The following is a 25984-nucleotide window of genomic DNA, read 5'->3' as shown; positions in this document are numbered from 1 at the left end:
CCGGACCTGCCGTGGTGCCGCAGACAGTTCGTGGGACCGCCCTCAATGCTCGAGTTTCTGCTGGGGCTAAGCGGGTTCGGGTTCGTACCGGCCGTCGAGGTGCTGGGCCAGGAACCGCTCCGCCGTGGCGTAGAACTTCAGCCTGTTCTCGGGTTTCTGCAGTCCGTGGCCTTCGTCGTCGAACAGCAGGTACTCGGGAGGTACGCCGTTGTCTCGCAGCGCGGCGACGATCTGGTCGCTCTCGGATTGCGGGACCCGGGGGTCGTTGGCTCCCTGCACGATCAACATCGGGATCGTCATGCGGGAGGCATACGAGTGAGGCGATCGCTTCCTCAGGAAGTCGGGCTCGGTGTCCGGGTTGCCCACCTGCCTGTAAATCTCGGGGATCATCGGGGTCAAGTACGCGGGTAACGCACGCAGGAGCGTCTCGAGGTTGCTCGGCCCGCACAGGGAGATGGCGCACCGAAACACGTCGGGGGTGAACGCCGCGCCGGCCAGGGCCGCGTAACCGCCGTAGGAGGCGCCGTAGATCCCGATCTTGTTCGGGTCCGCATACCCGGCTTCAACGACGAAGGTGATGGCGTCCAAAAGGTCGTCGTGCATCTTGGCGCCCCATTGGCGGTCCCCGGCGGCGGTGAACGCCTTGCCGTAGCCGGTCGAGCCGCGGAAGTTCGCCTGAATGCAGAGGTAGCCCCGGTCGGCCAGCCACTGGGCTTCCAGGTTCAGCCGCCATGTGTCCCGCGACCACGGCCCACCGTGCACCAGGAGCACGGCCGGCAACTTCTCGGCGTTCCCGGCCGGGAAAGTCAGGTACCCGTGGATCTCCAGGCCATCGCGAGCAGTGAAGGAGAACGGCTTGACGTTCTTCAGCCTGGTGGCGAGACGGGAGCGGTCATGGAACAGAAACCGTGCTCGGCTGGTGGCCCGGTCGTACACGTAGCTGGCGGTCGGTCCGTCGGCATGGACGTAGGACACGACCCAGGTGGCGTTCGCGCGGTCGGTGGAGACGACGCGAAGGTCTCCGTCATCGACATCGGCCAGCGTGTCCAGGTCGCGCTGGATTTCGGGGACCAGGGCCTGCGTGTGCAAGCGTTCACGCTGGACGGACACCATGACCGGCAGTTTCGTCGCGGCGTCGGTGAGGACCGATTCCACGTCGTAGGTGGGGTCTTCGGCGACGACCTCGTGCTCGCCGGAGTCGACGTCGATCCAGACCAACCGCGTGGCGTTGGCGTCCGCTGACGTCTTCGCGAGCAGCAGGCGACCGTCTCGGTCGAACCCGAGCGGCATGGTGTTCAGAGCGTCGATCGGGTCGACCGTCAGCAAGGGGCGCCACTCGCTGTCGGCCTCGCGCACCATGATCGTCCGGCCGCCATCCTGATTGGACCGGATGCCGGCCCGCACGTCCAGCTGGCTGTCGGCCACGAAGCCGAGCAAGCCCGGGTTGTCGAGGACTTTGACCAGTTCGCCGGTTGCCACGTGCAGGTCGTAGACATCGTGCAGGCGGGGATTGGTCTTGTTCAGTCCGACCAGCACTCGGTCGGTGATCTGGAGGTCCCAGGCAAGCAGTACTGCTTTGACGCCGTCGAACGGTGTCAGGTCCCGGACGTCGCCGCTGCGCACCGACACGGCGTAGAGGTGCGAGTTTTCGTCGCCGCCTTGATCCCGCAGGTAGAGGATGTGCTCGCTGTCCGGTGCCCACGCGTACTCGCGGATGCCCCGGTCGCGGTCGGCCGTGACTGGCCGGGCGTCTTCGTTGGTGTCTACTGGCCTCACCCACAGGTTGAGCACGCCCTCGTGTGGGGCGACCCATGCCAGCCACCGCCCATCTGGCGAGATCGACGGCGTGGTGTGTTCAGGGTTGCCGAACAGCTCGGCGCGCGGAATGACGCTTCCTGCACCCATCTTCGGGTGCTGGGCTGTACTGGTCACGCTATGAGTTCCTCCATCTTGGTTGGAAACGTGGGTCTGTGGCGGTGGGTGATACAGGTCGCGGTTGTAGTTTTTGGCTGCCAAGGCCATATCGGGAGGGGATCTGGCCGAATCCGGCTCGGCGAGCGTGTCGGGTGGTGATCGGCTCGGACCGGGCACGCCGGGCCCGGTCGAATCGGCGTGGCGGCTAGTCACAGCCGACGTCTGCCAGGGCTTCACGCGTCGCACGGTCGCGCGGGACGACGCCGAGCCCCCAGATCTCCGCACGGGCCAGGGACGGCCAGTGCTGGCCTGTTCTGGTGAACCGCAACTGCCTGCCCTGGGACCCGGTGATGGTCACGGTGTCGGAGGTGATGGCGAGGGCGGCGTCAGGGCCGGTGTACTCGGTTTCGGACAGACATCCGCCGCGGTAGTCGCGGATCCCGGCCCAGTTGTCCGGGACGAAACCGGTGTCCGCGGGTGCGCCGAGATCGATCAGCACGACCGCCACCAAGAACGGGATCACGGCTGCGCCTCCACGGATCCAGGGCTGGCGGCGGAACGTCGACCCCACCATGCGGCCCAGGACAGCCCCGGCGACTCCCGCGACCGCGACCGAACCGAACCACAGCGGCATCCGCTGGTAGAGCGCGCCGCTCCAGATCGCGAGGCCGGCGCCGAGGGCGATCGCGCCGCCCCACCACGCCGTGTCCACGAGAAGGCTCGGGCCGGGCTGGTGGTTGCAGAAGCCTCGGTGCACGAGGGGATCGGTGCGGGGCACGACTGTCCGCCGGCGGCGGACGGCGCGGCTGGAGCGACGTACCTGGCGAGCAGCCCGGGTACGGACGCGACCTGCCGTGAGCGGCCGAAGCCGGGTCCCGCGGTGTCGCCGGACTCCGGGTGGCGCGGTGCCGAGCTGATCGGATTCGTTCATTCCGTAGCTCCTTCGGGGTGTGTGCCCATCACTGACGCCGGAGTGTTCGGTGCGCCCGCGTATCCGTGTGCGTGGTGACGGCAGGACTGGCGTGCGGGTCTGGATCTGGGGGCTGCATGGTTTTTCTCCTTCTCTGTGGCGGAAACGCGGGTGCTGTGGTCATGCGGGTGGGGTGTCGGCGGCGCGGGTGCGCCGGTCGCGGTCCTCGAGAGCGGCGAGCTGGGCACGGGCCTGGCGGGCGAGGAGATCGGCGGCGTCGAGGCCGTAGTGCCAGGCGATGCTGTCGGCCACGGCAGCGGTGAGGACTCGGTGGCCGGCGAGGATCTTGGCGATCGTGGTGCGGTTGTAGCCGAGTGTGTCGGCGAACGCGCCGCGGTTGAGTCCGGTGGCGGTGTGGACGGCGCGGAGCACCTCGACCGCCGAGGCCGATTCGTCGATGTCGACGCGGAGCGGACGCCGGTGTGCCGCCGGTGCGGATCCGGCGGGGCTCGCGGTCTGTTCCCGCCGGGCTGTGGCGGCGGCCAGCTCGGCGTGGTCCTGCAAGGTCAGCAGGGCGAGCGCGTCGCAGTCGTAGCGTCGTGCGACGGCGTGGGCGAGTTCCGGGGTGACGCGTGCTCGGCCGTTCAGGACCTGGTCAAGTTGCGAGCTGGGGTAGCCGATCGATTCCGCGAAGCTCTCGCGGGTCTCGCCGCTGTCGGCGAGGACGCCGGCCAGCATGTCGCGAACGGACGCACGCGCACTGCGTGGTGTGCCGGATGGTGGGGTGGTCGTGGAGGGGACCCGTCCGGCCGCGGCGAGGGTGAAGGGCGGGCACGGATGCCGGGTGGTGTCCGGGCCGGGCCAGCAGGCCTGGCTAGTGATCTCGTCGTGCGGGACGAGTTCCAAGTCGGTCAGCCAGTCGGCGAACGTGGCCGGGCTGCACGCGCGGGGGTGCGGGGGAACGCAGCGTTGATACGCGCGGCACCAGCGGTGGGTGTCCTCGTGCAGCTCGGCGCGTGCGGAGGGTGGGTGTGCGGGCTGCAGCGGCTGGTTGGTGAGGTGGGTGATCGCGATCCAGCTGCCAGGCGATAGCCGTGTCGTGAGCCGGTGGATGATCGGCCGCGGGGAGCGGCGATGTTCGAGGTAGTGCAGGAGGTCGACCAGCAGGACACAGACCGGCCGGTCGAGGTCGAGGATCTGGGCCTTGCTGAGGTCGTTGAGCATCGTGTCGACCGCGAAGCAGTTCCCGCGCACCGCGTGCGCTGACAGGTGTCCGCGGCGGGGGGATCGGCCGAGCCAAGTGTGGTTGTGGTCGTGGACGTCGGTGTCGTGGTCGACGAGCACCAGCCTCGGCGTGCTGCTTGCGGACCGCGTGGCGGCGAGCGCCCGGTAGGTGGCGCTGCCGTCGGCGAATCCGCATCCCAGGTCCAGGAACTGCGTGATGCCCTCGGCGAGCGCGTCCTCGACGACACGCGCGGTGAAGCTGTCGCGTTCCTTGACCGCCACGGCCGCGGCCGGGGAGATCCGCAGCAGCTCAGCGGCCAGCAGCCGGTCTCGCGGGGAGGCGAGCGTGCCGCCGCGGAGCGCGTCGTCGACCCGGGCGGGGTGCGGTCGTTGCCCGCACGGGGCGGGCAGAGAACCCCACTGCTTCTGGTTGTTGGCGCGCTGAACAGGCGTGTGGAGCCCTTTGCAGCATGTGACCGGCCGAGGGCAGGGGCCGCCCCAGTGGGGCACCTGTTCGTCTCGCCTCTGCGGGATGGCCGGGATCATGACCGGTGTCCCGTGGTCACACGCGGTTCGCGCTCGCTGCGATCAGGAACACGGCCGACGGCGGCGAGGGTGTAGGGGGCCTGGGGGAGGCGGGTGGTGTCCGTGGCGGGCCAGCGGCCGGTGGTGGTGATGCCGGGTGCGAGGAGGTCCAGGTCGGCGATCCGGCGGGCGAATTCGTTGCGTCTGCTGGCGTGTGGGTGTGGCGGGACGCACCGTGTCATGGCTTTGCACCAGCGGTCTGTGTCGCGGCGGAAGGCGGCCCGGACACTGGGATTGTCCAGTGTGGACGGTGCCTGGTTGGTGAGGTGGTTGACCGCGACCCAGCTGCCGGGCGGGAGGCGTTTCACCAGGCGGCGGATCACCGAGCGCGGGTCATGCGCGGGTTCGAGGTAGTACAGGAGGTCGACCAGCAGCACGCAGAGCCGCCGGGACCGGTCCAGTGCGCCGCTGCGGTGCAGGGACGTGAGCATGTGGCCGATGGCGAACGCGTTGGCGTGGATGAGGGTCCGCGGCCGGGTCATCAGAACCGGGTCGGCGGTGAGCTCGCACAGATTGTGGCTGTCGACGTGCGGATCGTGATCGACGTGCACGATCGTCGCCTCGGGATGCTCGACGACGGCGGCGGGTGCCGCGCTGGTGGCGATGTGCCCGGATCCCAGGTCCAGGAACTGGGTGATGCCGTCGGCCAGCGCGTGCCGGATGACGCGGGTGGTGAACGTGTCGCTGTCGTCCAGGGCTTGCCGGGAGCGGGGAGCGATCCGGGCGAGTTCGTCCGCGAGCCGCCGGTCGCATTCGGTCGCCAGGTACGTGTCCGGGTCGCGGAGCACGGCGCCGACACGGGCAGGGTGCGGATGGCACCGGCACACGACCGGGGTATCCGCCCATCGGCGTTGCATGCGGACCAGGTCCTCGCCGGAGAAGGGCGCCGGGCAGTCCCGGCCGGAGGCGGCGCAAGCGTCCGGCCAGTAGGGCCCGCGGCCCTCGATGAACGGGACGGTCTCGGCGGTCACGCTGCCTCGCCCACGAGCCCCGAGATCATCTGTGCGGACGCCGACATCGGCACCAGGCTGAGGCGGGCGGCGGCACTGTCAGCTGCCGGCTTCCGGAAAAGCGAGTACAACACTGATCCTTTGATACGTGGAATGGTGAATCGTGGTTTCAAGAATGAGAGGGAATGACGGTGCGTCGCGCATCGCCGTGGGCGGTTCGTGGTGGATGGGCGTGGGAAGCGGGTCGGTGACCGTCCGAACCGGACAGTCACCGACCCGCCCCTCTGTCAGCCCGCGAGCGTCAGATCTGCCTGCGTGACCTGTGTCTGCGCATCACGCTCGTGCATGGTGCGGATGATCCACAGCAGGAATCGCGGTTCCGCGACCTGCGTGTAGATCGTGGAGGAGACGCAGGCCTGCGTGTGCGACCGTGATCCGAGTCCGGTGAGGACCCAGGTCCGCCCGTGCCGCTGCAACGCTCCGCCGCCGGAGTCCCCGGCGCAGGCGGTGCCTCCGCCCGGGGCGGTCCCGAGGCAGATCTCGCCGCGCCCGATTCCCGCTGGGGCGCAGTCGTCCTTCGGGGCGATCGGCACGTCGAGCTGCCTCAGCCACGTCGGTGCCGGCGCACCCCAGTGAGCCGGATCCGGGTCGGTCACGCCCCACCCGATGATCCGGGTTTGCCTGCCCGCCTGGGGATAGGCGAGTTTCGCGGGCTTGACCTGCCATCCCGGGACCGGGTGGTCCAGCTGGATCAGTGCCAGGTCCCAGATGAAGCCGTCGCCATCCGGCACGCCCCACTCCCAGTGCTTCGGGAGCGAGATCGACGTGACCCGGCGGACGGCTCCGCCGGAGTGCCGGTTGGTCGACCCGATCCGCAACGTGTACTGGGACGGGTCCTGCGGTTCCGCCTGCGTACCCATTCCGGCCTGCCGCGGGGGCGGTGCCTGCTTGAATGCACGCCACGCCAGTTCGCCAGCCCGGTCCGCGCGTTGCGGCGCCGGATCCATGATGGACAGGCAATGCGATGCCGTCAGCACGAACGACGGGTGGATCAGCGCACCGTTGCAGGTGTGCCAGTCCTTCACGCCGTTCTTCAGCAGCTGGATCGACCCGGCACCTGCGTAGGCCTGCGGGGCCAGTTCGCCGCCGACGATCATCGGCGACACATCGTCGCCTCCGGTGCCGGTGCCGGTGCCGGTGCCGGTGCCGGTGCCGGTGCCGGTGGCGGCCGGGCTGGTGGTGCTGGCGGGTACGGCCGTGGCCGCACCGTGGTTCCCGCCGTCGGCGGCAGCGACCGGCGCGGCGCCGAGGCCGGTGGCGAACAACGCCGCCAGGGCGGCCACGGCGACGCGCAACCCGCCACGGCGGCGGGCTCTCGTGCTTACTTTCACTGTTTCCCTTCTCTGATAGTGCTTCCTGACGCTCTCCACAGGCATGTGGGAGCGCGACTGTGGGCCACCGGATGTCCGCGGTGGCGGTGTGCGGCGACGGGGGGGGGGTGTCCCTATGGAAGTTGTCAAGCCGCTTGGGCGGTGGGGTGCTGGTAGTGGGTTCCGTGTTTGAGCATGGCGAACAGCACGTCGCAGCGTCGTCGGGCGAGGCAGATCAGCGCGGCGTTGTGCTTCTTGCCCTCGGCTCTCTTCCGGTCGTAGTAGGTCCGGCTGGTGGGGTCGGACAGGGCTGCGAAGGCGGCGAGGAAGAACGCGCGTTTGAGTTTGCGGTTGCCGGTTCTGGCTGGGTGTTCGCCGTGGATGCTGCTGCCGGAACGTCGGGTGACCGGTGCGATCCCGGCGTAGGCGGCGAGGTGGCCGGAGGTCTTGAATCCGGAGGCGTCACCGATTTCGAGGAGGATGCGGGCGGCGGTCCTGACGCCGATGCCGGGCATCGATGTCAGGACCTGGGCAAGAGGGTGCGCATCAAGGATCTCCTCAACCTCGCCTGCGACGGTTTTCCGTTGCTGGAGAACGGTTTTCAGGCTGTCGGCGAGTCTGGGCAGGATCTTGTCCGCGGCGCCGGTGCCCGCGACGGTGACGGTCTGTTCGTCCAGCGCGGCGAGGATGTCCTCGACCAGTTTCGTGCCCATGCGCGGGGCGTGCTTGGTCGCGATCGACGCGAGTTTGCGGCGCCCGGCCTTGCGGATTCCGATGGGTCCGCCGCAGCGGGACAGGATTTCCAGCACCGCGAGGTGACTGATTTTGGGGCCGAGGACGCGTTCGAGGGCGGGGTGGATGCCGGTGAGCAGGCCGCGGATGCGGTTGCTGATCCGGGTGGCTTCGGCGGCGAGGTCGTCGTCGAACCCGACGAGCACGTCCAGCTCGGCCAGGGCTTCATCGTCGACGTTGAGCTGGCGCAGGGTGTGGGGCAGGGTGCGGGCGGCGTCGGCGATGACATAGGCGTCGCGGGCGTCGGTTTTGGCGTTGCCGGGGTAGAGGTCGGCGATGCGGCGCATCGCCAGTCCGGGCAGGTAGGCCACCTCGTGGCCGCAGGCGCGGGCGACCGCGACCGGTAGCGCGCCGATCGTGGCGGGCTGATCCACCACGACCAAAACCGGGCCGTTAACGGCGAGTTTGTCGAACATCGCCCGCAGTTTGGGCTCACTGTTGGGCAGCGGCGCGTCATGCAGCCGCTTCCCGGCCGGGTCCAGACCGACCGCGTGATGCTCACCCTTACCGACATCCAACCCGAGGAACACCGCGTATTCGCTGGTCATCGAAGGTATCTTCCGTCCGTCGTGCACGGTCACCAGTCGAGCATCAAAGGCCGGCAGCCACGTTACGACGAGACCTACCCAGCAGGCGGCCGTGTCCCTATCAGCGGTCCCTCGATGCCACCAAACCCGGTGACACCACCCCCCGGATCATGGGTACGACTGGGGGCATAAGTCATGCCGGGCCTGGCGACCACGAACTCCTTGATCAGGAGCTACGAAGAAGGTAACGGGGGGCACCGGGCGCGGTGCTCGCAGCACGTGGCGCGGCCACGGTGGACAGTCCTGTCCGGACGACGCGACGCTCTGCACGGGGCGGCCGGTCGTGCCGTGCGGTGAACTCAGCTGTCGCCGGGGTCTGGGGCGGATCGGGCGGCGTCGACGAGCTGCCGGTAGAAGTCCGTCTCGCAGCCGGTGCCGGGGGATTGCGCCATGTAGAACATCGGCACGCCGCTATCACACCGGAACAGGACGAGCCGGACCGCGCGGTGGGAGGTCACGTCGACGAACAGATGCTCCGACGCAGAGTGGCGGTGCTCGATCCAGCGGCCGAGCAGGCCGGACAGCCACTCGCCGGCGTCCTCGCGATCCAGCGGGCCGGCGTCGGTGACCTTGATCAGCCCGCGCGTGGCCACGTCGATCGCCGCGTGATCGACGAGATCCGCGATCCACGCGGCGTGCGCGAGGTCGGGGTGAGCGGTGTCATGAACGGTCACGGTCGATGTCGTCACGACGCGTCCCTCGTTGCGATCGCGCCCCACGTCGGAAGTTCCGGGCCCGGGATGTCGGCGGGTTGCGGTCCGGCCCACTGCGACCCCGGCGCGACCCCGGGGGGTTCGAGCGTCCAGCCGGTGCCGTCGAACCAGCTTTCGACCTCGGCCTGGGATCGCGGGGTCAGCTGTGGCTCGGGCGTGAAGGCCAGGTACCTGGCCAGGTCATCGAGCGCGGCGGCGGCCGCGCTCCCCGGGGGAGCGGTGCCGAGGGTGTTCAACCCGATCACGCTGCCGGGAGGGAGCTCCTCGTGGTAAGCGCGCATCAGGGCGGTGACATCACCAGGCCAATACGCCGGATCGCCGACCATCGTCAGGCCCACCGGTTTCCCGAGGTCCAGGGACCAGTTCTCGGGACCGTGCAGGGCGTGCAGCGGGCCGTGGACGTCGTGGACCGGGGCCAGCACTGTCGCGGCCCGTGCCTGCTCCTGGCGCTCCAGCACAAGGGTCTGATGTGCGCAGGGGACAGTTTCTCGGGCCACCAGCAGCGTGGTGGCGGCCGGGAGGTGGGCCTGGACCAGGCTGTGTTCTGTTTCCTCTTCGTCTTCCTCTTCTTTCTCTGTCTTCCTCGGGCCGAGCGGCAACCCCGCGCGCAGGATGACGAACTGGTCGATACCTCTGTCGTTGGCCATGAACTCGAGGGCCTTGTCGAGGAACATGCGCTGTGCGGCCAGGCTCGCGCCATAGCCGGGCACGTTGTCCTCGACCCTCGCGGCCAGTGTCCGGTCGACGGGGTAAATCCCCATCGTCGTGTCCGCCTTGAGGGCCGTGCTGAGGAGGACACCGTTGAGGCGGCCGACGGTCGCCTGATTGAGTTCGGCTGCCTGGTCGGGCACGGTTCCGCGTGGTGTCAGGAAATACGGGTCAGGCGATGTGGTCATGAGGTCGGTGTGCTCCTGTATGCCGGAACGAGTCCGTGAGGCCGGGTGCGAGGCGGACGGACCGCTACCCGCGTGATCAACGCCGAGGAGGAGTCCAGTGTGGACAGTGACGATCCGCGGTCCTGGGTGTCGCGGATCTGAGTGGGCACAGCTGCGGTGAGGTCCCACGGATAGGGGGACATGAACAGGGCGTCGAGTTCGGGTGCGGTGCGCAGGATCAGCGGTGTCCGCGTGTGACGCAGGAATACAGCGCAGGCCGACGGATGACCCGTTTCTGTCGGCGTGTCCGAGGCGAGCGGAAGTACCTGGTTGACCGCGACCCAGCTACCGGAAGGCAGGATGTTCCACAAGCTGGCGAGCAGTGCGATCGGGTCGCGGCTGTGCTGCAGGGCCGTCGAACTCAGCACGCAGAGTGGCCTGTTCAGGTTGATCGCACCGATGCCGTGGCCCATGCGCAGGCACTGCTCGATCCCGGGTGTGGAGGACAGCCACGTGACGTCGCGGGTGAGGCTGTGGGCCGTGACGAGCCGGGTCCGGACGGCGGGTTCGTTGTCGTCGAGCAGGTAGAGCACGCGGCACCCCGTGCCTGCCTGCAGAAGCTCGTGAGCCAACCGCAGCGGCGGGAGATCGGGGCTGAGGGCGACGAACTGGCGAATGCCCGCACGGAGGGCGCTGACGATCACCTGGTTCCGGACGCGGTACTCGGCCGCGATCGTCGCCGCCAACCCGGGTCGGCAGTTGCAGAGAATGGACGCCACGGCGTCGGACTCGGCGTGCCCACGGACCCCGGCTAGTGCCACCCGTGCCTCGGCCAACGACACGATCAGCGTGGGGCGGCCGAGGACGGGCGCCGCCGGGGTGTCGGCGTGGCTGGAGTGGTCAGGCATCGGTGCAGGGGCTTTCGTCTCGCAGGATTCCGGCGTTGGTGACGTACGTACGTACGTACGTACGTACGCGCTGGATGGCTTGGCGTGGAAGGGCGTGGCTACGTGCCGGGTGGTGGGGGAGGGATGATCAGTTCGGACATCTGGATGGGCCGGTGGAATTTTGCGCCGTAGCGGCTCATCAGGCCCGGGACACGTTGCAGCTCGGTCATGATCGGGTCGCTCCGGTACACCGGCAGGGCCATCAGGGCGGCGGTGTCGGCGTCGATCCCTTTCAGGCGCTTGACCACGGTCTCCTCAACCAGCTTCCGGCTCGCCATCGCCGCTGCCGCCGCGTCGCGCATAGCTCGCTGGAAACCGGCGATCGCCCCCGGATTGGCGGCGGCGAACTTGTCTAAGGCGCCGTACAGCCCAATCGGGAAGTTTTTCGCCGAACCGGTCGCCGGATCCGCGATCGGGCGTAGACCATGTTGTTTCTCCGTAGCTATTGCGAATGGCTCGGGGAACAACGCCGCCTCGATATCGCCAGCCATCACCGCGGCTGCCATGCGCCCGAATTCTAGGTTTGCCCAGGTCACCGAATTTGGGTCGGCGCCGTGGTCGGCCATCAGCGACTTGGTCAGGGTGTCACTCACGCCGCCTTCGGCGTTGCGGCCGAGCTTCTTCCCAGCCAGGTCCGGGACTGTCTGCACCGGTCCCTCCGGGCGGGCGAGGACTCTCATGGTCTTCTCGCCGGCGACGGCGGCCTCGGCGACGATCTTCAGCGGGAGACCGCCGTTGACTGCGTTGACGTAGGCGATGTCGCCCGCGTAGGCGATATCAGCGTCGCCGCTCTGGAGTTTCGTGAGCGCGTCCTGGCCGCTCGAGGCCGGGACCAGCGTGACCGCGATGCCCCGCTGGACGAAAAGCCCGTGGTCGATCGCGATGTGCAGCGGCGCCACGTCCGCCAGCGTCATCGCGGCGACCTTGACCGGAATACCCGGGCCGGGAGCGGGCTGATCACCGCCTAGGAGCCCGCAACCGGCCGTGACGGCGAGAAGAGCGGCACCGGCTGCCACGTGAATGCCGGTGCGGACGAGCCTGTGGCGCGAGAGAGAGGATCTCATCGGGAGTTCTCCAGGGGCGACGAAGGAGCGCCAGGCCGGACACGACCAGGCGGGAACAGGGGAGGGCGACTGAGGGGCCGTGTCAGCGGCGCGCGCGTCGTCGGGACGACGTCCGGCGGTGGGGCGCGTTGCCGCTCAGGAGCAGGCCGGCCAGGGAGTCCGGGCAGGCGCTGCCCGGTTGCATTTCTGGCTTGTCCAGCTGGTCGCGGTGCAGACCCGCGTCGGCCAGGATCGTCCAGAGCGCCGCGGCCCGGCCGTCCTCCGGGACACGGTTCTGGTGAGCGAGGGTGAGAACGCGATGCCACAAGAAGGTGAAATTTGGATCCGTCAGGACCCAGCCACGGAACAGCCCCTTGCGTGCGGCACGCCCCCGCTGCACCGCCGTCCACGCGACCGTGTACGCGGGCCCTTCGATTTCAGCGAGCATGTCCTCGAGATCGAGATTTCGTGACAGGGTCGCGAGGATCGCGCGGCCACACGGCGCGCCGAGCCACTCGACTGCCGTACGGTCGATAATCTTGACGCGTCCGCCACAGACGCTGACAGCGCCGGCCAGGACGAACTCGGCGACAAGGCCGCGCGCTACCGCTGATCTGTCTCGATGGGACTGACGCGGGACCACGTGATCGCGGTGGTCTTCCTCGGTCGCGGACAGCACCAGCGCCGGAAGGAACGTCGGTCTCTCGTCGTCCACACGTGTCGTGGAATGTGGTGGTTCAAGCAATGTGTCCTCCCCTGGGGACGAGACGGCCGGTCGGGGCGGCCTTCTCAGAAATGCGGGCGCCTAGCAGTACGGCCAGGGTTTTCCCTTGTGCGCCAGGGCTCCCACGTTGTACTGATCGACGGCGAAGGGCTCCAGAATCGGGCCGGGCGGGTACCACTTCGAGCACGGAACCAGCGCCGGCGCAGTTGTCAGCGGGCTGGGAACGACAAGCGGGAGGCCCCCGAAGAACGTGGCGATCTCCGCTTCCGGGCGGCAAAGCCGCGTATCGAATTTCTCTTCGAGGGCATGTGCCGCCCTGACGGCCGCCGCGCTGTCGGCCGCGGCGTCGGGGATGCACAGGTGGCTCACAGCGATGAACGATCCCTTGGGAAGCGTGTCGATCTGGCCCGCAGTGACCTCCGCCGGGGTGACGCCGCTGCCGGACGGGAGAAACGGCAGTGTGGCGCAGTGCAGCAACGCGACTGGTTCGGAGGCGTCCAGTGGAACACTCGAGCTTTCGAACAGCCGGGTGAGCAGGGCCGGGTCGTAGATGTCGTCGTGGATCACTCGAACGACAGGCCCACGCTCGTTGGTCCTCGTGTCGAACTCGAGTGCAAGCGTTGCGCTGTCCAGTTCCGGCTCCACATACACGACGACCGCATCAGGGGCATCACGGTGAATGAGCGCGTGCAGCGGCGCCGCACTTGTCTCACACTGATCAACGCCGAGCAGCACAAAGTGAGACACCGCAGTGCGGCTGATCAGCATGCGGCACACCCGAACCCGGAACCAGAAATCCTCGGTGAACAGACGCTTCGCACCCTCGAAACCACCCGGTAGCACCTGAGCGATCTTCTCGGCGACTTTCCGGTCCTCGACGTAGTTGTCCTTGCCGCCAACCAGTGCGTCGATCACCCGCACACGACTACGCCGCTGCTGACCCGCCAGCTGCTCTGACGGCATCAACTTGGATGTGGCGACATCGGATGCCACGTGCATCAACCCCTCGAAACGTGATGGGGTGATCTTGGTGACTACCTCGGTTCCGCACCAGGAAATCTAGCTCGAAATCTGCTGGAAATCCCTAGAAATCTTATGGCGTGAACTGCGGAAATAACGTTCCGTAACGACAATGATGGTGCAAACGGGTGACATGGCGTCGTCGGTTTTCGGTGCTCTGATCGAGGCGGTGAGCGTCGATACGAGTGGACGTCACCTGTTTTACAACGCGGTCCAGGTCCAGGGGCGTGGAATGTCGCCGCGCACGCACGACATGCGATGACGGCATTCGCGCATGGCGGCAGAATTGTCACTGGCCTTGCTCAGCGAGAAGGCCAGCCAGCGAAGCACCTGGATGTCGGCGAACGTGCGGAAGTCCCGGCTGGTGGTGAGGTCGTAGCCGCCGTAGGAATCGACGAACTCCTGATAGGTCTTTCGTGAGAGGCGTTGGAAGTCGGTGACGTCGACGGCGATCTGGACGAGGTCCCATGCTCGACAGCCGTGGCTGACGGCTTCGAGGTCGAGCAGCACGGTGCTGCCGTCGTCGAGAAGGGCGAGGTTGCCCTGCCAGGCGTCACCGTGAATGACCCCTCGATCGATCGGTATGGACGATGATTCGTAGGCGTCAATGAGGGTGTTCTGGTGCTCGATAAGCCAGGCTCGGTCGTCGGACGCGAGCCAGGTCGCGCGCTGGATCCGATCGCGAATACCGGCGAAAGGGTCGTGTTCGGGAAGGCGGAGATCTTGTGGCGCGTCGAGTCGATGCAGCTGGCGCAGGGTGCGGCCGAGGTCTTTCGGTGTGGCGGGGCGATGCGGGGGCAGGAGTCTCCACCATGTGATCGGCCGATCATCAACCAGTACGTTCTGCGGCAGATCCGCGATCGCCTGGGTGGTGTGTATGCCTGCTGTCTCAAGCCAGCGCGACACCGCCACTTCGCGGAGGGCGGTGTCCCGGCTGCCCGGGGCGCCGATGCGGGCGACGATCCCGCCACGAAGGGAGTACATGACGTTGTTGCCGTCACGGAGCAGTTCAGCGTCGTCCGCGTTCACGTGGGCGATCTCGGCGGCTCGGAGCAGGGTTCGGCGAACCCGGTCATGATTGGCGGTCACGTCGCCATGGTCTCAGGCAAGTGTGGACGACAGCGAGGAAATGTCGGCACGTAAGCCGGCGACCTCGGGCAAACGGACGTGCTCGGCCGCGGCTTGGTCGAGGTGCGCCAGCTCTTCAAGGATGCGTTTCGAACTGAGGTTACGTGCGTCTGCCACAGCGACAGCGCCGATGGCGGCGGCTTCGGCAGGCTCTCCTGTCGCCATCAAAAGGCTCGCCAGCCGGATACGGGAAAACGTCCGCGACCTCGGATAGGCGTCACCGTGCAGGTGGATAGCCGCTTCCAGCCGTGGCGCCGCGACGTCTGGACGGTTGGTCTGGAGCGCCTGAACCAGCAACGCCTTGCCGGTGGATCCGAGATGTTCGGCTTCGTCGTAGTAGCAGAGCCAGGGCGGATCCTCCGCGGGAACGCGTGCGGCGAAGCATTCGTCGGCACGGGCCACGTCGTCGGCGGTTTCCTCGCCCCGTCCCACGAGTGCGAGCAACCTCGCGCGTACCGCCCATAGCATTGCGCGACCTGTGTTCGAGAGACGGTCTGATCGAACTTGCGCATGTTCGATCGAGGTCAGCGCGGCATCGTACTCGCCCAGGTAGATCTGTTTGCGGGCCACTTCGGCCATGATGTTCGCCCGCAGCGGCCACGCCTTGCCCTCGTGGGCCGCCCACAAACCGAACCGGAAGAAGCGGTCAGCCGCGGCATGGTTGGCGGTGTCGAAGGCCGTATGAGCGACCACAGCGCTCAGATTGGCTACCGCTTCGTGCAGGTTGTGTTTGACCTCGGTGGTTCCGCTGGCGATCAGCAGCCGCTGCGCCCAACGCAGCTGGGCGGCCGCCGCCTCGCACGTCGGCCCGCCGCCGAATTTGTTCTCCGACATAGCGACAGCCCAGGTGATCGCACGAACCCGCTCGACGTCGCTCGCCCCGACCTGCTTGGGAATCGGCGTGTTCACCTCTGTGCGGGCCAGGAACTCGGCCGGCGGAGCATCCAAGGTCGGGAACATGGCGAGCAGGTCGAAGTCATGCTCCACCACGTCGGCCATCGTCGCATCCAGGAGCCCGACGATCTGTCGGTGGGACAGATTGAGGATCCGAGCGAGGTGCAGTTCATTACGGCGGGTTGGCCTGGATATGCCACGTTCCCAGTTGCTGACCGTCTTCCCCGTAACCCCAAGCTCCTCCGCGAGGCTCTCCTGGCTGTGACCGAGCGCGTCGCGGGCCTCGGCCAGCCCGTCACGTCGAGTCACAGCAACCCTCCAAGGCGTCCGTAGTGATCGGATTGTCGCAGGTCAAGACTGTCTTGTTCAAACTCTAACTGGTCGCCCCTGCTACTCGCCCAATTGCGTTCGGGGATCAGCTTCGAGGATTCGCAGAGTAGTGGTCCGCTTGGCTGCGCCAAGGGGCTCCCGCAGCCGTTAAGGCCGTTCGATGTCTCTCGATCCAGTCGAAGGGTGCTCACTGGGCGGGTGTCCAGGGCCAGGGGCGGGGTCCGTGCCGGTTTTGCAGGCAGGCGACGCGGAGGGCGGCTTCGTCGCGGGCGGCGGGATTGTCGGCGGCGTGCTGGGCGATGTAGCAGGTCATACGGAGTTCGCGGATGTCGCGCAGAAGTGTAAAGCCGTCCCAGGTGGTGACGTCGTGGCCGTAGCGGAGGCAGAAGTCGGCGTAGTCGTCTGCACTGATCCAGGCGAAGCTGGTGTGTTTGATGGCGGTTGATACCAGGTCCCATTCCGGTGGGCCGATCGAGGCGCGTTCAAGGTCCAGGAACACGACTTCCCCGTTGTCGGTGGCTACGACGTTGCCGACCCAGGCGTCGCCGTGCAGGACGGTGCGAGGTAGACCGGCGGGCAAGTGGGAGTAGCTCTCACGCAGCGTTGCGAGCTGCTGGTGTAACCAGGTGCGGTCGTCGGAGGCGAGGCTGGTGGCTCCGTTGATGCGTTCCGCGAGCCGGACGAATGGGTCGAGATCGGCGAATGGATGCACTTCGGTGAGGGGCAGGTCGTGTAGGCGGCGCAGGAGCTGCGCGACCTGGGCGGGGGTGCCGTTGTGATGGGCGGGTAGCTCGTGCCAGAAGGTGATCGCGCGGCCGTCGATCTCGATGGGCTGTTCGAAGTCGTCGAGTGCGCGGACTACGGGGATCTCATGCTCGCCGAGCCACCGGGAGATGCGGACTTCCCGGCGCGCGGCGACTTGCTGCCCAGGTCGTCCCACGCGGGCGACGATGCCGCGGGGAAGCCGGAAGATGCCATTCTCGCCGAGCCGGATTGGCTCGGCGTCGTCGGCGTTCAGGCCGGCCTTGCGGCATCCTTCGCGCAGCAACTCTTCGATTCGACGGTTTTCGGTAGGGGTCACGACGCGGCGACTACAGTATGGATGCGTGTGCGCAGCGCGCCGACCTCGGGGAGCCGGTCGTAGCGGTGGGCGTAGTGGAACAGCTCACGCAGGTCATCGGCGGCTCGGCGGGAGCGGACGGTACCCGCGGCATTCAGCGCGGCTTGTCCTTGAGCAGCGGCTTCGGCAGGGTCACCGGTGACCATGGTGAGAGTGGCAAGCTTGATCTGGGAGATCGCGCGGGAGCGCGCGTAGGTGTCCTGGTGCCCGGCGACTGCAGCCGACAGCCGCGCGGCGGCCTCTGTATACCGGTGTCCGTGGATGGCGAGGTCGAACAGGGCGTGGCCGGTGTCGCCGGCGTGCTGAGCGTGGTCGTAGTAGGCCATCCACGGTGGGTCGTTCGCTGGCGTTGCCTGGGCGAATTCATCGTCTGCACGGCCGACAGCGGCGAGCGCGTCGCGGGTGCGGCCCATTTTGGCGAGGGCACGAGCATGCGCGGTGTGCACCATCGCTCGCTCGGTCGCTGTGAGCCGGTCGGCGCGCACCAAGGCCTGTTCGATCCATGTCAGGCCCTGATCCGGTTCGCCGATCCAGATCGCCTGCCGGGCCATCGAAGACAGGATTTTCGCGTGTAGGTGCCAGTCTTCTGCTTGGACGGCGCAGGTGAGACCGAACTCGAACGCGCGGGTGGCGTCGTCGTGGGCGTAGGCATCGAAGGCCATAAAACCGCAGGTATGGGCCAGATAGGCGATCGCGCTGCGTAACGGGCCTCGCAGATGCTGGTCGCAGGTTGCGTGGAGCAGCCGGGCTGACCAGTTCAGCTGTGCCTGGACGGCCTCGCGGGCGAGCCCTCCGCCGTAGGTGTGGTCCCATCCGGCGAACACCTTCGCTGCGGCGGTGATCTGGCCGATTTCGGCAGTACCCACACGCGAAGGGACAGGGGTTGGCTCGCTGCCATTCAGCCGGGCTGCGACTGGAGCCAGTGTCAGCGCGCCGACGCCGATACCGACGCCGCGCAGGAACTGCTTGCGGTCCACGTCCACCACCTGTTCCGCTGTTCGGGATCCCTCGACGGGGCTCGTTCCGATAATGGCGGCCCCTGCCGTCCCGTCAACGAGTTCAGCGACTTGAGCTTGGGTCAGTCCGAGTACGCGGACTAGCTGACGTTGGTTTGCGCGAGTAGGCCTGGAGCAGCCACGCTCCCAGTTGCTGACCGTCTTCTCCGTAACCTCCAGCAGTCGCGCAAGGCTCTCCTGGGTATGCCCGGCCGCTTCGCGTACAACAGCCAGACCGTCCCGTCGACCGGCCATCAGGCTCCTCGTTTCTCGCCGCTCTGTAGGCCGCTGCCCGCTGGTCGCCGCCGTCGATTTCCAGTCATTTCCACCAGATTACCGGTTAGATTTCCTGGTGTGTTGCGGACGTCCACGCGAAGATCACCTTCGAGCGAGCTGTGACTGGCGGCAATCGATCCACCGTGATCGCCGACCCATGAGAATGGCAGATCATTGCTCGTATGTCCTGTGCAAAGCGGTGAATTGATGTGCTTGGCGACCGCGAGCGGCAACGGTCCGGGGGGAACTGATCGAGATCGGCAATCTTTTGACGCGAGCACCGCCGACGGAGAATGAGGAGCTCGCCGAGACGCACCGGTCAAGCACGGGCTTGAGCTCACCGGCATCGGCAGCTGTGCACCTCATGGACTCAGCGGGCTACGTAGATCATCGGCTCCTTCTTCCGCTGTGCATGGGCGCTTCCGCTCGTGCCGACTACGTTTACCGAGGCAGAATATCTAGGCCATTCTTTCACCCGACCTCGTCCGCTGTGGACTGTCAGGCATGCCTGAGCGAAGCAAGCCGTACCAGCACAACCTGGTTACCGGTCATCCCAACGGCAGACTCAACGTCTCCGGATTCCCGGATCTGGTGGTCTTCGGTGCGAGGCGATCGTCCGCTGCTGGACTGGCTACGGGATCCAGAGAGCTACGAGCTTGCCCTTTCCCACCGGACCGCGGCCAAACACTTGGCGGACTTGATGGCGCGGGCGCCGGTTACTGAGGTGATCAGCGCAAGGGGCGATGTGCTGTCGCACAGCGGAAATCTGATCGAGCCCGGTTCCGGGAAGGACGTCACGGTGCTTGTCCGCCGTGTGATGGCAGGAATTGGCGCCTGTAGAGGGGATTCGGTGTGTGCGGAGGTGTTGTGCGGTCAGGTCCGGTCCGGTTCCTGAGTTACAACCTGTTCAACTATGGCGACGACCTTGAGCGGGCTGAGCTTGCCCACAAGGTGATCCGGCAGCAGCGCGCGGAGGCGGCCGAGGCGGGTGATGCGTTGGTGGTCGCTGTGCAGGAGCTGATCGCCGAAGACCCGGCGGTAGGTGGATTGCGGTGGCGGTGGTGCCGTCGCTGGTGGCCAGGGCCGGGTTCGCGGAGTAAGGCGGGGCGCGCGGGATGGCGGCTGCGGGCGCTGGCTGAGGCGACCGGTTTGCGGTGTGAGTATCAGCGGAACCGGCCGGCCGTCGGGGTGGGCAATCTGCGTTATCACCTTGGTTTGTTGTGGTCGGACGAGCTGAGCCCGGCTGGTGGTTTCGCTGAGGTGGCAGGTCAGGCGTTGTGGCATGCGTATCTGCAGCTGGACCTCGATGTCGGGGTACGGGAGCCGGTGGCGCACGGGTCGTTTCATGCGAGGCCGCATGGGCTGCGTCAGCGTGCTGACGAGAGCGAGGTGGTGGTGAAGCGGGTGTACCGGCCGCCTCACTCGCGGGCGACGCTCGTCGGGCTGGATCGGAACGGAGTCGCGGCTGATCTGCCGGGCTGGCCTCCACAGGCCTCAGGTGAGGCGCCGTGGCCGGAGTACGACCACGACCCGTACCGCGTGCGGCACGGCAAACCGTGCCGCACGGTTGATTGGCATCGCGAGTTCGTGGACCAGTGCCGGACGTGGATCAACGCCGACGGGACGCGGGGTTGGGAGGCGGACCGGACGGCGGGACGGGTGCTGTGTGATGGCGGCCTGGTCGACGCGGCCGCAGCGCTCGAGGTCCCGTGGGCAGCGACCGTGGGGCATTGGCAGGGGGACCAGGCGTGTGGGCTGCGTCGGTTTGACAGCGTGATCGTCACTCCTCATGTCGTGCCCGGGTTGGTGTCGTGCGAGGTGATCGCGAGTACGTTGGCGAAGCAGGCGTCGGATCATCTGCCGGTCGTCGCGCGGTATGCGCCGGCGGCGATCACCGCATCTGCCGGTGGGTAGGGGTCGCGTGGACGGACATGGTGTCGGGGGAGTGGCGTGATGCCGAGCCTCGGTGTGGTCGCGGCGCGGATGTCGTTGCGGCGCAGCAGTTTAAGTGCCCGGTCGGTGTGGTGGCCGACGATCGGCGATGTCGTCATCGAGGCGCACGGGGACGACGTCCCGGACGCCGATTGGTTCGGGCCGGGGGATGGCGGCCGCGTATTTGTGCGGTGGATTCCGCGTTATGAGCGGTCGTCGGATCGCTTGTGGACGGTCTTGGAGTGGCAGGCGCACGGGTTGCCGGTGGTCGATATCGCGGTCCTGGTCGGTGTGCCGGAGGCCCGCGTGCGGTCGTGGTTGACCCGGAACGTGCGTGAGGCACGGAAAGAACGGGAGACGGCCGCGATGAGAACCGCGGTCGACGAGGGGAGAGACGACATGACGGGCACCGAGCTACGGCTACGGACCGCGACAGCGAACGTGAAACGCGCGGGATACAACCGCCGGACGAGGTTTCACGATCACGACAAGCTGGCGGCGACCTTGTGTTCGCTGAAGGAAGCGCCGCACGCGCTCTTCCTTTCCGAGTGTACTCATTACACCGACACGCCCCACGATCCGGATCCGCTCGAGGAGGTCCTCAAGCTGCTCAGCTCGCTGTGGACGACCCTGGGGCCGGATGGCCGGAAGTTCGGCGAAGTCCCCTACCGTGCCTGGATTTCCACGGTGCCGGGATCGGTGAACGTCCCCGGCCTGTTCGTCGACCCCCGCACCGTCCAACCAGGCACCCCTTATCGGCTCGCCGGCAGGCGGACCCAGCTGGCCAACACCCTCACCGCCACCATCAACGGCCACCCGTTCCGATTGAAGTGCGTGCACTGGAACGGATCCCGCGGCCCGAGCGGCCTGACCGAGCAGGCGGATCAGGACGGTCAGGTCGCATCGGAGAACGCGCTGTACGCCGGCGACTTCAACACAACCAGCTCCGCTCAAGGCGAGACGGTCTATGAGAACTGGGGTGCGCTCTGCGACCGGGTGGGCCGTCCGTGGATGCGCAGCCAGAAAGGCATCCGGCGTCCGGACGGGACGTGGGGCACGCACACCGGGATGGACCGGTTCCTGGAGCATGGGTGGTGGGACGCGGGCCAGGTCGCCGGTGACTTCACCCCGACCACGACCGACCCGGAGACCGCGCTGCGGATCGATCGCATCGTGCTGTCGAAGCGGTCACCGGCCCGTTTCGACCCCGACACCTACGCCGTCCACAAGCATCCGCTCCTCGGCAAAGGCGCGACACCGAACGATCACCTGATGGTCAGCGCGGATGTCATCGTCGAGGCGGCGGCATGACCAGGCTGGCTAGGTCGGCGGCTGGGCCGAGCACGGTGCTGCTGATCGCGACGGTCGTGGCCGGATGTAGCCCCGCCCAGGTGAGCCCGGTGCCGCCGGCACCGACGACAACCCGGACGATCGGGCTGACGACCCAGGTCCCGCCCTACGCGGGGGCGCCCGCGGTGCGTGACCCGCTCCCGTTCACCGTGCTGTCCGGTCATCCGTGCGCGACCGCCCTCACCCCGGCCCAGGTCAAGCAGATCCTGGGGATCGAGGCCACCGGCAAGCCCGACCGGAACGAACCTGCTGGGCCGACCTGCCTGTGGGAGAACCCGGTGACCGCGCGGATGGTCAGAGTGGGCTACGCGACGACCCATCGGCAGGGCCTCAGCGCGATCTATCCGGCCCCGAGCCCAGACGAGGGCCGGGTGTGGCGGAAGTTGATGGTGGGCGGGTTCCCGGCGGTGGCCACAGCTGAGGATCCGGAGTGGTACTGCACGGTCATGGTCGGCCTGGCCGACGATGCCGCGGTCGGGGTCGCGCTGATCGGCCGTGTCGGCGACACCCGCGATGTGTGCGCGGCGACCGGGCAGGCCGCCGATCTGGTCGTCGCGACGTTGAGGAAGCAGGTCGGACGGTGACGGCGCCGATGCCGCCAGAAGCCGCGTGGCGGGACCAGCCTGGGCGGCGGCCGTCGGTGATGGCTGACAATCCCGGGTGGTGGCTGGATGACCAGGGGCGCCTGCGGCGGCTGCTGCGGTCGTCGGACGCGGTGTGGCTGGTCATCGCCACCCCGTCCCGGGACGGTGGCCATCGGATCGACCTCGAACGTGTCGACGGGCGGCCAGGCACCGACCCACCGGTCGACATCGTGGACCCGGCCGCGCTCGCCGACACCGAGACAGATCTGCGCGCGGTGTTGCTCGAGGCGGGACCGGTGGCTCGGGTCCGGTCCGGTGACCTGTGGGACGCGCTGGTCGGCGCGATCCTGCGGTACACCACACCGGCCGAACGCGCCCGCGCGGTGTACCGGGACACGGCGACGGGATTCGGGACGAGCTATGACACACCAGTGGGCCGGGCGAGTCTTTTTCCCTCACCCCAACTGGTTCTCCAGTTGTCGGCGGACGTGTTCGAGGTGTACGGGCTCAGCCATGTCCGCGATCGCCTGCGCACCGCGGCGTGGGTCGCCCGCGAGCTGGAGTGCCGGTGGCGGACCGTGCCGTCGGATCAGCTCGCCACGGTGCTCGCGGCGGTGCCGCGGCTCGGATCGCTGATCGCCGGTGCTGCGGTCGCGGACCTCAGCGGCGACTTCCGCTGCATCGAGCCCGGTGACGTCCTGGTCCGCCGCCGGGTCCGTGCGCTGGTTCGTGCGGCGTCCTGGCCCGACGATCCGCGGGAGTTCGGCATCCGGTGGCAGGCGATGACCGGGATCGAACGATCGGCCTGGACCGTGCTGGTCCTCGCCGCCGACGCTCGACACACTATGCGGGTGCCGTGACCCCACCTCCTCGTGTGCGCCCACCGGCGAGACGAACCGGTGAGCGCCAGAATCCGCCCGAGAACGGAGACGACGTGACCACGATGGACACGCTCGACCGCATTCGTGCTGACGCGGTCGCGTTATGCCGGGCTGAAGAGACCGCGGTGTCGATCCGCTCCTACGGCGGGCTGGAGTTCCCCGATCTGTTGATGGACGGCGCCTACGCCGAGCAGATGTGGTCGATGCGGACAGCGTTCCAGCCGTTGCCCGCGATCGCGGGTGCGCTGCTGCAACCGCGGCGGATGGCCGTGCTGCGCCGTGATCCTCCGGCCGAGGCGTTCTTTGTGGTCAACGAGAGCGCGCTGACGGTGCTGGAGTACGGGCGAGGCGATCCTCGTGTCGCGACCGCTCAACTGCGCTGGCTGGCAGACCGCATCGACGAGCGGGCCTGCACCGTGCGGGTCCTGCACTTCGGAGCGCGGCTGGCGCTGACGCCGGACCCCGCATTCGGGCCAGTCCTAGGGGGCACGCCGGGACCCGCGTTCACAATCGTGACCGACGCCGACGGCCGGGAGACGGTGTTCGCGGACGCGCCTACTCCCAGCCGGATCCAGATCGTCCGCGACGAGATACCTGATGTCCGCGGAGTCGGCTACTACACGCGGCGGTTCGCCGAGCTGAGCGACGCCAGTCTCGACCGCAACGGCAGCCGGGAGCGGATCCGCGACGCGATCCGACGACGTGAGGAACTGGCCGCCTTGGCCCCATCGGATGGTGACAATTCGACCGGCGCCGTAGGTACCGGCGGCATGAGACGGTCTCGGTGACGTGGTCGCTCACAGCAGTGACGAGCGCGTACCGGGCTCGGGCTGGCCAGAGGTCTCCTCCCGGACAAAACCCGCGCAGGAGTGCGTATCCACCCACCGCCTCCAGCACGCGATAGCCCGGCACGCTCATGAAGGTTCTGGAATCACCTCAGGTGCGACACCGAGAATCAGGTTCTCCAGGGCGGCATCACCGGTACCGAAGCTCGCTACCCAGGTTTCCACGAGGACGATCTCAGCGTGCTCCGAGATTCCCAGGAAGTAGCGACCGCGATCGAGTTCGCCGATCGGGAAGAGGTTCATGCCGAGATGGGTGCCCCAGTCGGCGAACCTGTCCGTCTCCGACTCGACGTCACCAGGGTTGAGCTCGAAGGGCTCTCGGGCTCGCGAGACGCCGCCGCCAAGGTTCACCCGCAAGCCGCCGAACTCGGTAAGGAATCGTTCAGCGGCCTCATGCATGTGCACCAGTCCGTCAGCTTCCAGCGTGCGCCGCCAGGCAGTGGTATCAACACGCCTCCCTGGTTCCCAGCCAGAAGACCGAAGCACGTGTTCGACCTCTGCCGAGAACCTGGTCATTCGCCCGCCCCCACATCACACCCCGATCGGCCCGTTCACCTATCCCGTAGGCGGACTTCCTTCGGCGAGGTAGGTCTCTCACCGTCGAGGGTAACGCCGACCACCGCATTAAGAGCAGAACGTCAACGGCCACCGTGCGCTCGTTCAGGCCCTTGCCCGACTGTGCGCCATTGGACACAGGCAAAGAGGAAACCGAGGCGTGCTTAATGGCCGTCGAGGTGCTCCGCCTGTCCGGTTGTGTCCGGCTCAGCTGGTGGGGCGCAGTGCGTGTCGGCCGGTGGCTTCAGCGATGTTGCTCAGGTCGGTGAGCAGGACATTGAGCTTGAGCGGGAGCTGACACCGGGTCCGGTGGCGCCATCGCGGGCGAGGACATGCTTCGCAGTCGCCGTTGGTGTCGATCTGGTGCTGATCCAGCAAGGCCCGCAGCGCGCCGGTCAGCAGCAGCACTGCCTGCGCCAGTTGTTGCGGGGACGCGGTATCGGCGCGGTGCGCGGCATGGTCGTAGCTGTCGAGACGCGTCATCACCTCGTCGGTGAACGTCTGCGCGAGGACGTATGTCACGGCTTCTCCTTATGTGAAAGACGATGTCGTCGCTGACCGCGAACGCAACGGCATCACCGGTTGCGTATCCGCGGTGGTGGAGCGTTGCGCGGGAATGACCGGCTCGCAGGTGTCCGGGTCGGCTGCTATGAGGACCAGAGGGCCGAATCTCGTCGCGGCGGTGGGGGCGCATTCTCCGATCCGGTCAGGTTCCCGCCGGCCTGGTGGCTGGTGGGGAAGCTCGGTGACCGAGGCAGCGGTCATGGTGCGCCACCGTGCCCCGAAGGCGACGGGAAAGGTCGTCTGGGAGAGCCGGGAGTGTTGGTAGGGCATGACTTTGCCGGTGATGGTGTGCCCGTCGATGACGGCCGTGACGAGCGTGCCGATCCACGGCAGTGCCGGAACCGCTCCGAGCGGGCTCACGAGGGCGGTCCGAGTTCTGGATTGGTCGGGGGCACGTGTTTGGGGCCTTTCGTGGGCAGCTGGCGAAGCTTCGCGAGCACGCGTTCCATCACGGCGAGGTCAGGGCTCGGCAGTGGCCGGTGCACCGGTGGTGCGGCGGCGAACGGGACCACGGGCCGTGCCAGCCGCAAGGGCTGCGGGCGGTAAGGGAGCAGATCGGCGGCGAGCACGGCGACGGCGGGCAGCCTGTGCCGGGGCACCGTGGGGGCCAGCATCACCGCGCGCTCTCGACCGAGATCCAGAGATCCGGCCAACGGCAGGTAGACGGTCGGCGGGTCAGCGCGGCGGGCGCGGGCGGCGACGGTGGTTTCGCTTTTCCCGCAGCGACAGCGGCAGACGCACTGTCGTCGGGTCAGGCGCACGGTCCAGGCCGTGACGTCGCACTCCGGCTCGGTGTCCGCCAGTCCCCAGGTGTGGTGGTCGCGGACGCAGGCGCCGCAGCGGACGGGATCCGGGTGCACGGCGCTTTGGCCTAGC

24 protein-coding genes and 1 pseudogene are annotated in these 25984 nt (G+C 67.7%); 5 read left to right on the top strand and 20 right to left on the bottom strand.

The features are described 5' to 3' along the window. Window positions 1-66: 66 nt before the first annotated feature. The 17 genes and pseudogenes from AC069I_RS19125 to AC069I_RS19045 form a co-directional block, all read right to left on the bottom strand. On the bottom strand, window positions 67-2151 hold the full coding sequence (locus tag AC069I_RS19125; protein ID WP_478266071.1) for a S9 family peptidase: 2085 nt from the start codon (window positions 2149-2151) through the stop codon (window positions 67-69). Next, a complete protein-coding gene (locus AC069I_RS19120; RefSeq protein ID WP_478266070.1) occupies window positions 2120-2845 on the bottom strand; it encodes a hypothetical protein in 726 nt (241 codons plus the stop codon). The genes AC069I_RS19125 and AC069I_RS19120 overlap by 32 nt, the downstream gene beginning before the upstream one ends. Before the next feature lie 159 nt (window positions 2846-3004). After that, window positions 3005-4594 carry an SAM-dependent methyltransferase gene (locus AC069I_RS19115; protein WP_478266069.1) on the bottom strand — a complete coding sequence of 530 codons (1590 nt, stop codon included), beginning with the start codon at window positions 4592-4594 and terminating at the stop codon, window positions 3005-3007. Further along, on the bottom strand, window positions 4591-5604 hold the full coding sequence (locus AC069I_RS19110; RefSeq protein WP_478266068.1) for an SAM-dependent methyltransferase: 1014 nt from the start codon (window positions 5602-5604) through the stop codon (window positions 4591-4593). The genes AC069I_RS19115 and AC069I_RS19110 overlap by 4 nt, the downstream gene beginning before the upstream one ends. 266 nt (window positions 5605-5870) lie before the next feature. Further along, a complete protein-coding gene (locus tag AC069I_RS19105; RefSeq protein WP_478266067.1) occupies window positions 5871-6974 on the bottom strand; it encodes a S1 family peptidase in 1104 nt (367 codons plus the stop codon). A gap of 125 nt (window positions 6975-7099) precedes the next feature. Next, window positions 7100-8293 (bottom strand): IS110 family RNA-guided transposase, encoded by a 1194-nt coding sequence (locus AC069I_RS19100; protein WP_478266066.1) that lies wholly within the window; start codon window positions 8291-8293, stop codon window positions 7100-7102. Window positions 8294-8631: 338 nt separating this feature from the next. Beyond that, a complete protein-coding gene (locus tag AC069I_RS19095; protein WP_478266065.1) occupies window positions 8632-9021 on the bottom strand; it encodes a hypothetical protein in 390 nt (129 codons plus the stop codon). Beyond that, window positions 9018-9941 (bottom strand): SAM-dependent methyltransferase, encoded by a 924-nt coding sequence (locus tag AC069I_RS19090; protein ID WP_478266064.1) that lies wholly within the window; start codon window positions 9939-9941, stop codon window positions 9018-9020. Before AC069I_RS19090 ends, AC069I_RS19095 begins: the two co-directional genes overlap by 4 nt. After that, window positions 9938-10828, bottom strand: coding sequence for an SAM-dependent methyltransferase (locus tag AC069I_RS19085; RefSeq protein ID WP_478266063.1), 891 nt, complete (start codon window positions 10826-10828; stop codon window positions 9938-9940). Before AC069I_RS19085 ends, AC069I_RS19090 begins: the two co-directional genes overlap by 4 nt. Before the next feature lie 98 nt (window positions 10829-10926). After that, complete coding sequence (locus AC069I_RS19080) at window positions 10927-11931, bottom strand: ABC transporter substrate-binding protein (RefSeq protein ID WP_478266062.1); 1005 nt, start codon at window positions 11929-11931, stop codon at window positions 10927-10929. 82 nt (window positions 11932-12013) lie between these two features. Beyond that, the gene (locus tag AC069I_RS19075; RefSeq protein ID WP_478266061.1) at window positions 12014-12625 is read right to left on the bottom strand and encodes a hypothetical protein; all 612 of its coding nucleotides are present in this window, start codon (window positions 12623-12625) and stop codon (window positions 12014-12016) included. A 90-nt stretch (window positions 12626-12715) separates the two neighbouring features. Beyond that, window positions 12716-13597, bottom strand: a complete 882-nt coding sequence (locus AC069I_RS19070) for an SAM-dependent methyltransferase (protein ID WP_478266128.1) — start codon at window positions 13595-13597, stop codon at window positions 12716-12718. A gap of 258 nt (window positions 13598-13855) precedes the next feature. After that, window positions 13856-14683, bottom strand: coding sequence for a phosphotransferase family protein (locus tag AC069I_RS19065; RefSeq protein WP_478266060.1), 828 nt, complete (start codon window positions 14681-14683; stop codon window positions 13856-13858). 72 nt (window positions 14684-14755) lie between these two features. Beyond that, entirely contained in the window at window positions 14756-15985 is a 1230-nt protein-coding gene (locus tag AC069I_RS19060; protein WP_478266059.1) for a helix-turn-helix transcriptional regulator, read from the bottom strand. 208 nt (window positions 15986-16193) lie between these two features. Next, complete coding sequence (locus AC069I_RS19055) at window positions 16194-17087, bottom strand: phosphotransferase (RefSeq protein ID WP_478266058.1); 894 nt, start codon at window positions 17085-17087, stop codon at window positions 16194-16196. After that, window positions 17084-18103 (bottom strand): XRE family transcriptional regulator, encoded by a 1020-nt coding sequence (locus AC069I_RS19050; RefSeq protein WP_478266130.1) that lies wholly within the window; start codon window positions 18101-18103, stop codon window positions 17084-17086. The genes AC069I_RS19055 and AC069I_RS19050 overlap by 4 nt, the downstream gene beginning before the upstream one ends. Before the next feature lie 90 nt (window positions 18104-18193). After that, window positions 18194-18376, bottom strand: a pseudogene (locus tag AC069I_RS19045) (helix-turn-helix transcriptional regulator); the annotation flags it as partial. A gap of 888 nt (window positions 18377-19264) precedes the next feature. Between AC069I_RS19045 and AC069I_RS19040 the strand changes: the two are divergent. From AC069I_RS19040 to AC069I_RS19020, 5 genes are all read left to right on the top strand, one after another. Continuing rightward, window positions 19265-20311 (top strand): hypothetical protein, encoded by a 1047-nt coding sequence (locus tag AC069I_RS19040; RefSeq protein WP_478266057.1) that lies wholly within the window; start codon window positions 19265-19267, stop codon window positions 20309-20311. Window positions 20312-20350: 39 nt separating this feature from the next. Further along, on the top strand, window positions 20351-21640 hold the full coding sequence (locus AC069I_RS19035; RefSeq protein ID WP_478266056.1) for a hypothetical protein: 1290 nt from the start codon (window positions 20351-20353) through the stop codon (window positions 21638-21640). Next, window positions 21637-22263, top strand: coding sequence for a DUF3558 family protein (locus AC069I_RS19030; RefSeq protein WP_478266055.1), 627 nt, complete (start codon window positions 21637-21639; stop codon window positions 22261-22263). Before AC069I_RS19035 ends, AC069I_RS19030 begins: the two co-directional genes overlap by 4 nt. An 8-nt stretch (window positions 22264-22271) precedes the next feature. Then, on the top strand, window positions 22272-23123 hold the full coding sequence (locus AC069I_RS19025; RefSeq protein WP_478266054.1) for a DNA glycosylase family protein: 852 nt from the start codon (window positions 22272-22274) through the stop codon (window positions 23121-23123). Between the two features lie 83 nt (window positions 23124-23206). Then, entirely contained in the window at window positions 23207-23932 is a 726-nt protein-coding gene (locus AC069I_RS19020) for a Scr1 family TA system antitoxin-like transcriptional regulator (protein ID WP_478266127.1), read from the top strand. Between the two features lie 126 nt (window positions 23933-24058). Here the strand turns inward: AC069I_RS19020 and AC069I_RS19015 are convergent, their stop codons facing one another. From AC069I_RS19015 to AC069I_RS19005, 3 genes are all read right to left on the bottom strand, one after another. Continuing rightward, window positions 24059-24505, bottom strand: a complete 447-nt coding sequence (locus AC069I_RS19015) for an SUKH-3 domain-containing protein (protein WP_478266053.1) — start codon at window positions 24503-24505, stop codon at window positions 24059-24061. A 246-nt stretch (window positions 24506-24751) separates the two neighbouring features. Further along, window positions 24752-25066, bottom strand: a complete 315-nt coding sequence (locus tag AC069I_RS19010; RefSeq protein ID WP_478266052.1) for a hypothetical protein — start codon at window positions 25064-25066, stop codon at window positions 24752-24754. Window positions 25067-25464: 398 nt separating this feature from the next. Beyond that, window positions 25465-25968 carry a hypothetical protein gene (locus tag AC069I_RS19005; RefSeq protein ID WP_478266051.1) on the bottom strand — a complete coding sequence of 168 codons (504 nt, stop codon included), beginning with the start codon at window positions 25966-25968 and terminating at the stop codon, window positions 25465-25467. Between the last annotated feature and the right edge of the window lie 16 nt (window positions 25969-25984).

The sequence above is a fragment of the Amycolatopsis sp. NPDC043885 genome (assembly GCF_056435685.1).
Note: the sequence above shows the minus strand (reverse complement) of the source record. Positions and strands in the feature narration are given on the sequence as shown.

Excerpts from the sequence above, each read along its gene's own strand:
- AC069I_RS19085 (WP_478266063.1), bottom strand. The coding sequence starts at position 10,828 with ATGCCTGACCACTCCAGCCACGCCGACACCCCGGCGGCGCCCGTCCTC.
- AC069I_RS19030 (WP_478266055.1), top strand. The coding sequence starts at position 21,637 with ATGACCAGGCTGGCTAGGTCGGCGGCTGGGCCGAGCACGGTGCTGCTG.
- AC069I_RS19090 (WP_478266064.1), bottom strand. The coding sequence starts at position 9,941 with ATGACCACATCGCCTGACCCGTATTTCCTGACACCACGCGGAACCGTG.
- AC069I_RS19020 (WP_478266127.1), top strand. The coding sequence starts at position 23,207 with ATGGACACGCTCGACCGCATTCGTGCTGACGCGGTCGCGTTATGCCGG.
- AC069I_RS19100 (WP_478266066.1), bottom strand. The coding sequence starts at position 8,293 with ATGACCAGCGAATACGCGGTGTTCCTCGGGTTGGATGTCGGTAAGGGT.
- AC069I_RS19015 (WP_478266053.1), bottom strand. The coding sequence starts at position 24,505 with ATGACCAGGTTCTCGGCAGAGGTCGAACACGTGCTTCGGTCTTCTGGC.
- AC069I_RS19080 (WP_478266062.1), bottom strand. The coding sequence starts at position 11,931 with ATGAGATCCTCTCTCTCGCGCCACAGGCTCGTCCGCACCGGCATTCAC.
- AC069I_RS19025 (WP_478266054.1), top strand. The coding sequence starts at position 22,272 with ATGCCGCCAGAAGCCGCGTGGCGGGACCAGCCTGGGCGGCGGCCGTCG.
- AC069I_RS19070 (WP_478266128.1), bottom strand. The coding sequence starts at position 13,597 with ATGCCGTCAGAGCAGCTGGCGGGTCAGCAGCGGCGTAGTCGTGTGCGG.
- AC069I_RS19120 (WP_478266070.1), bottom strand. The coding sequence starts at position 2,845 with ATGAACGAATCCGATCAGCTCGGCACCGCGCCACCCGGAGTCCGGCGA.
- AC069I_RS19035 (WP_478266056.1), top strand. The coding sequence starts at position 20,351 with ATGCCGAGCCTCGGTGTGGTCGCGGCGCGGATGTCGTTGCGGCGCAGC.
- AC069I_RS19115 (WP_478266069.1), bottom strand. The coding sequence starts at position 4,594 with ATGATCCCGGCCATCCCGCAGAGGCGAGACGAACAGGTGCCCCACTGG.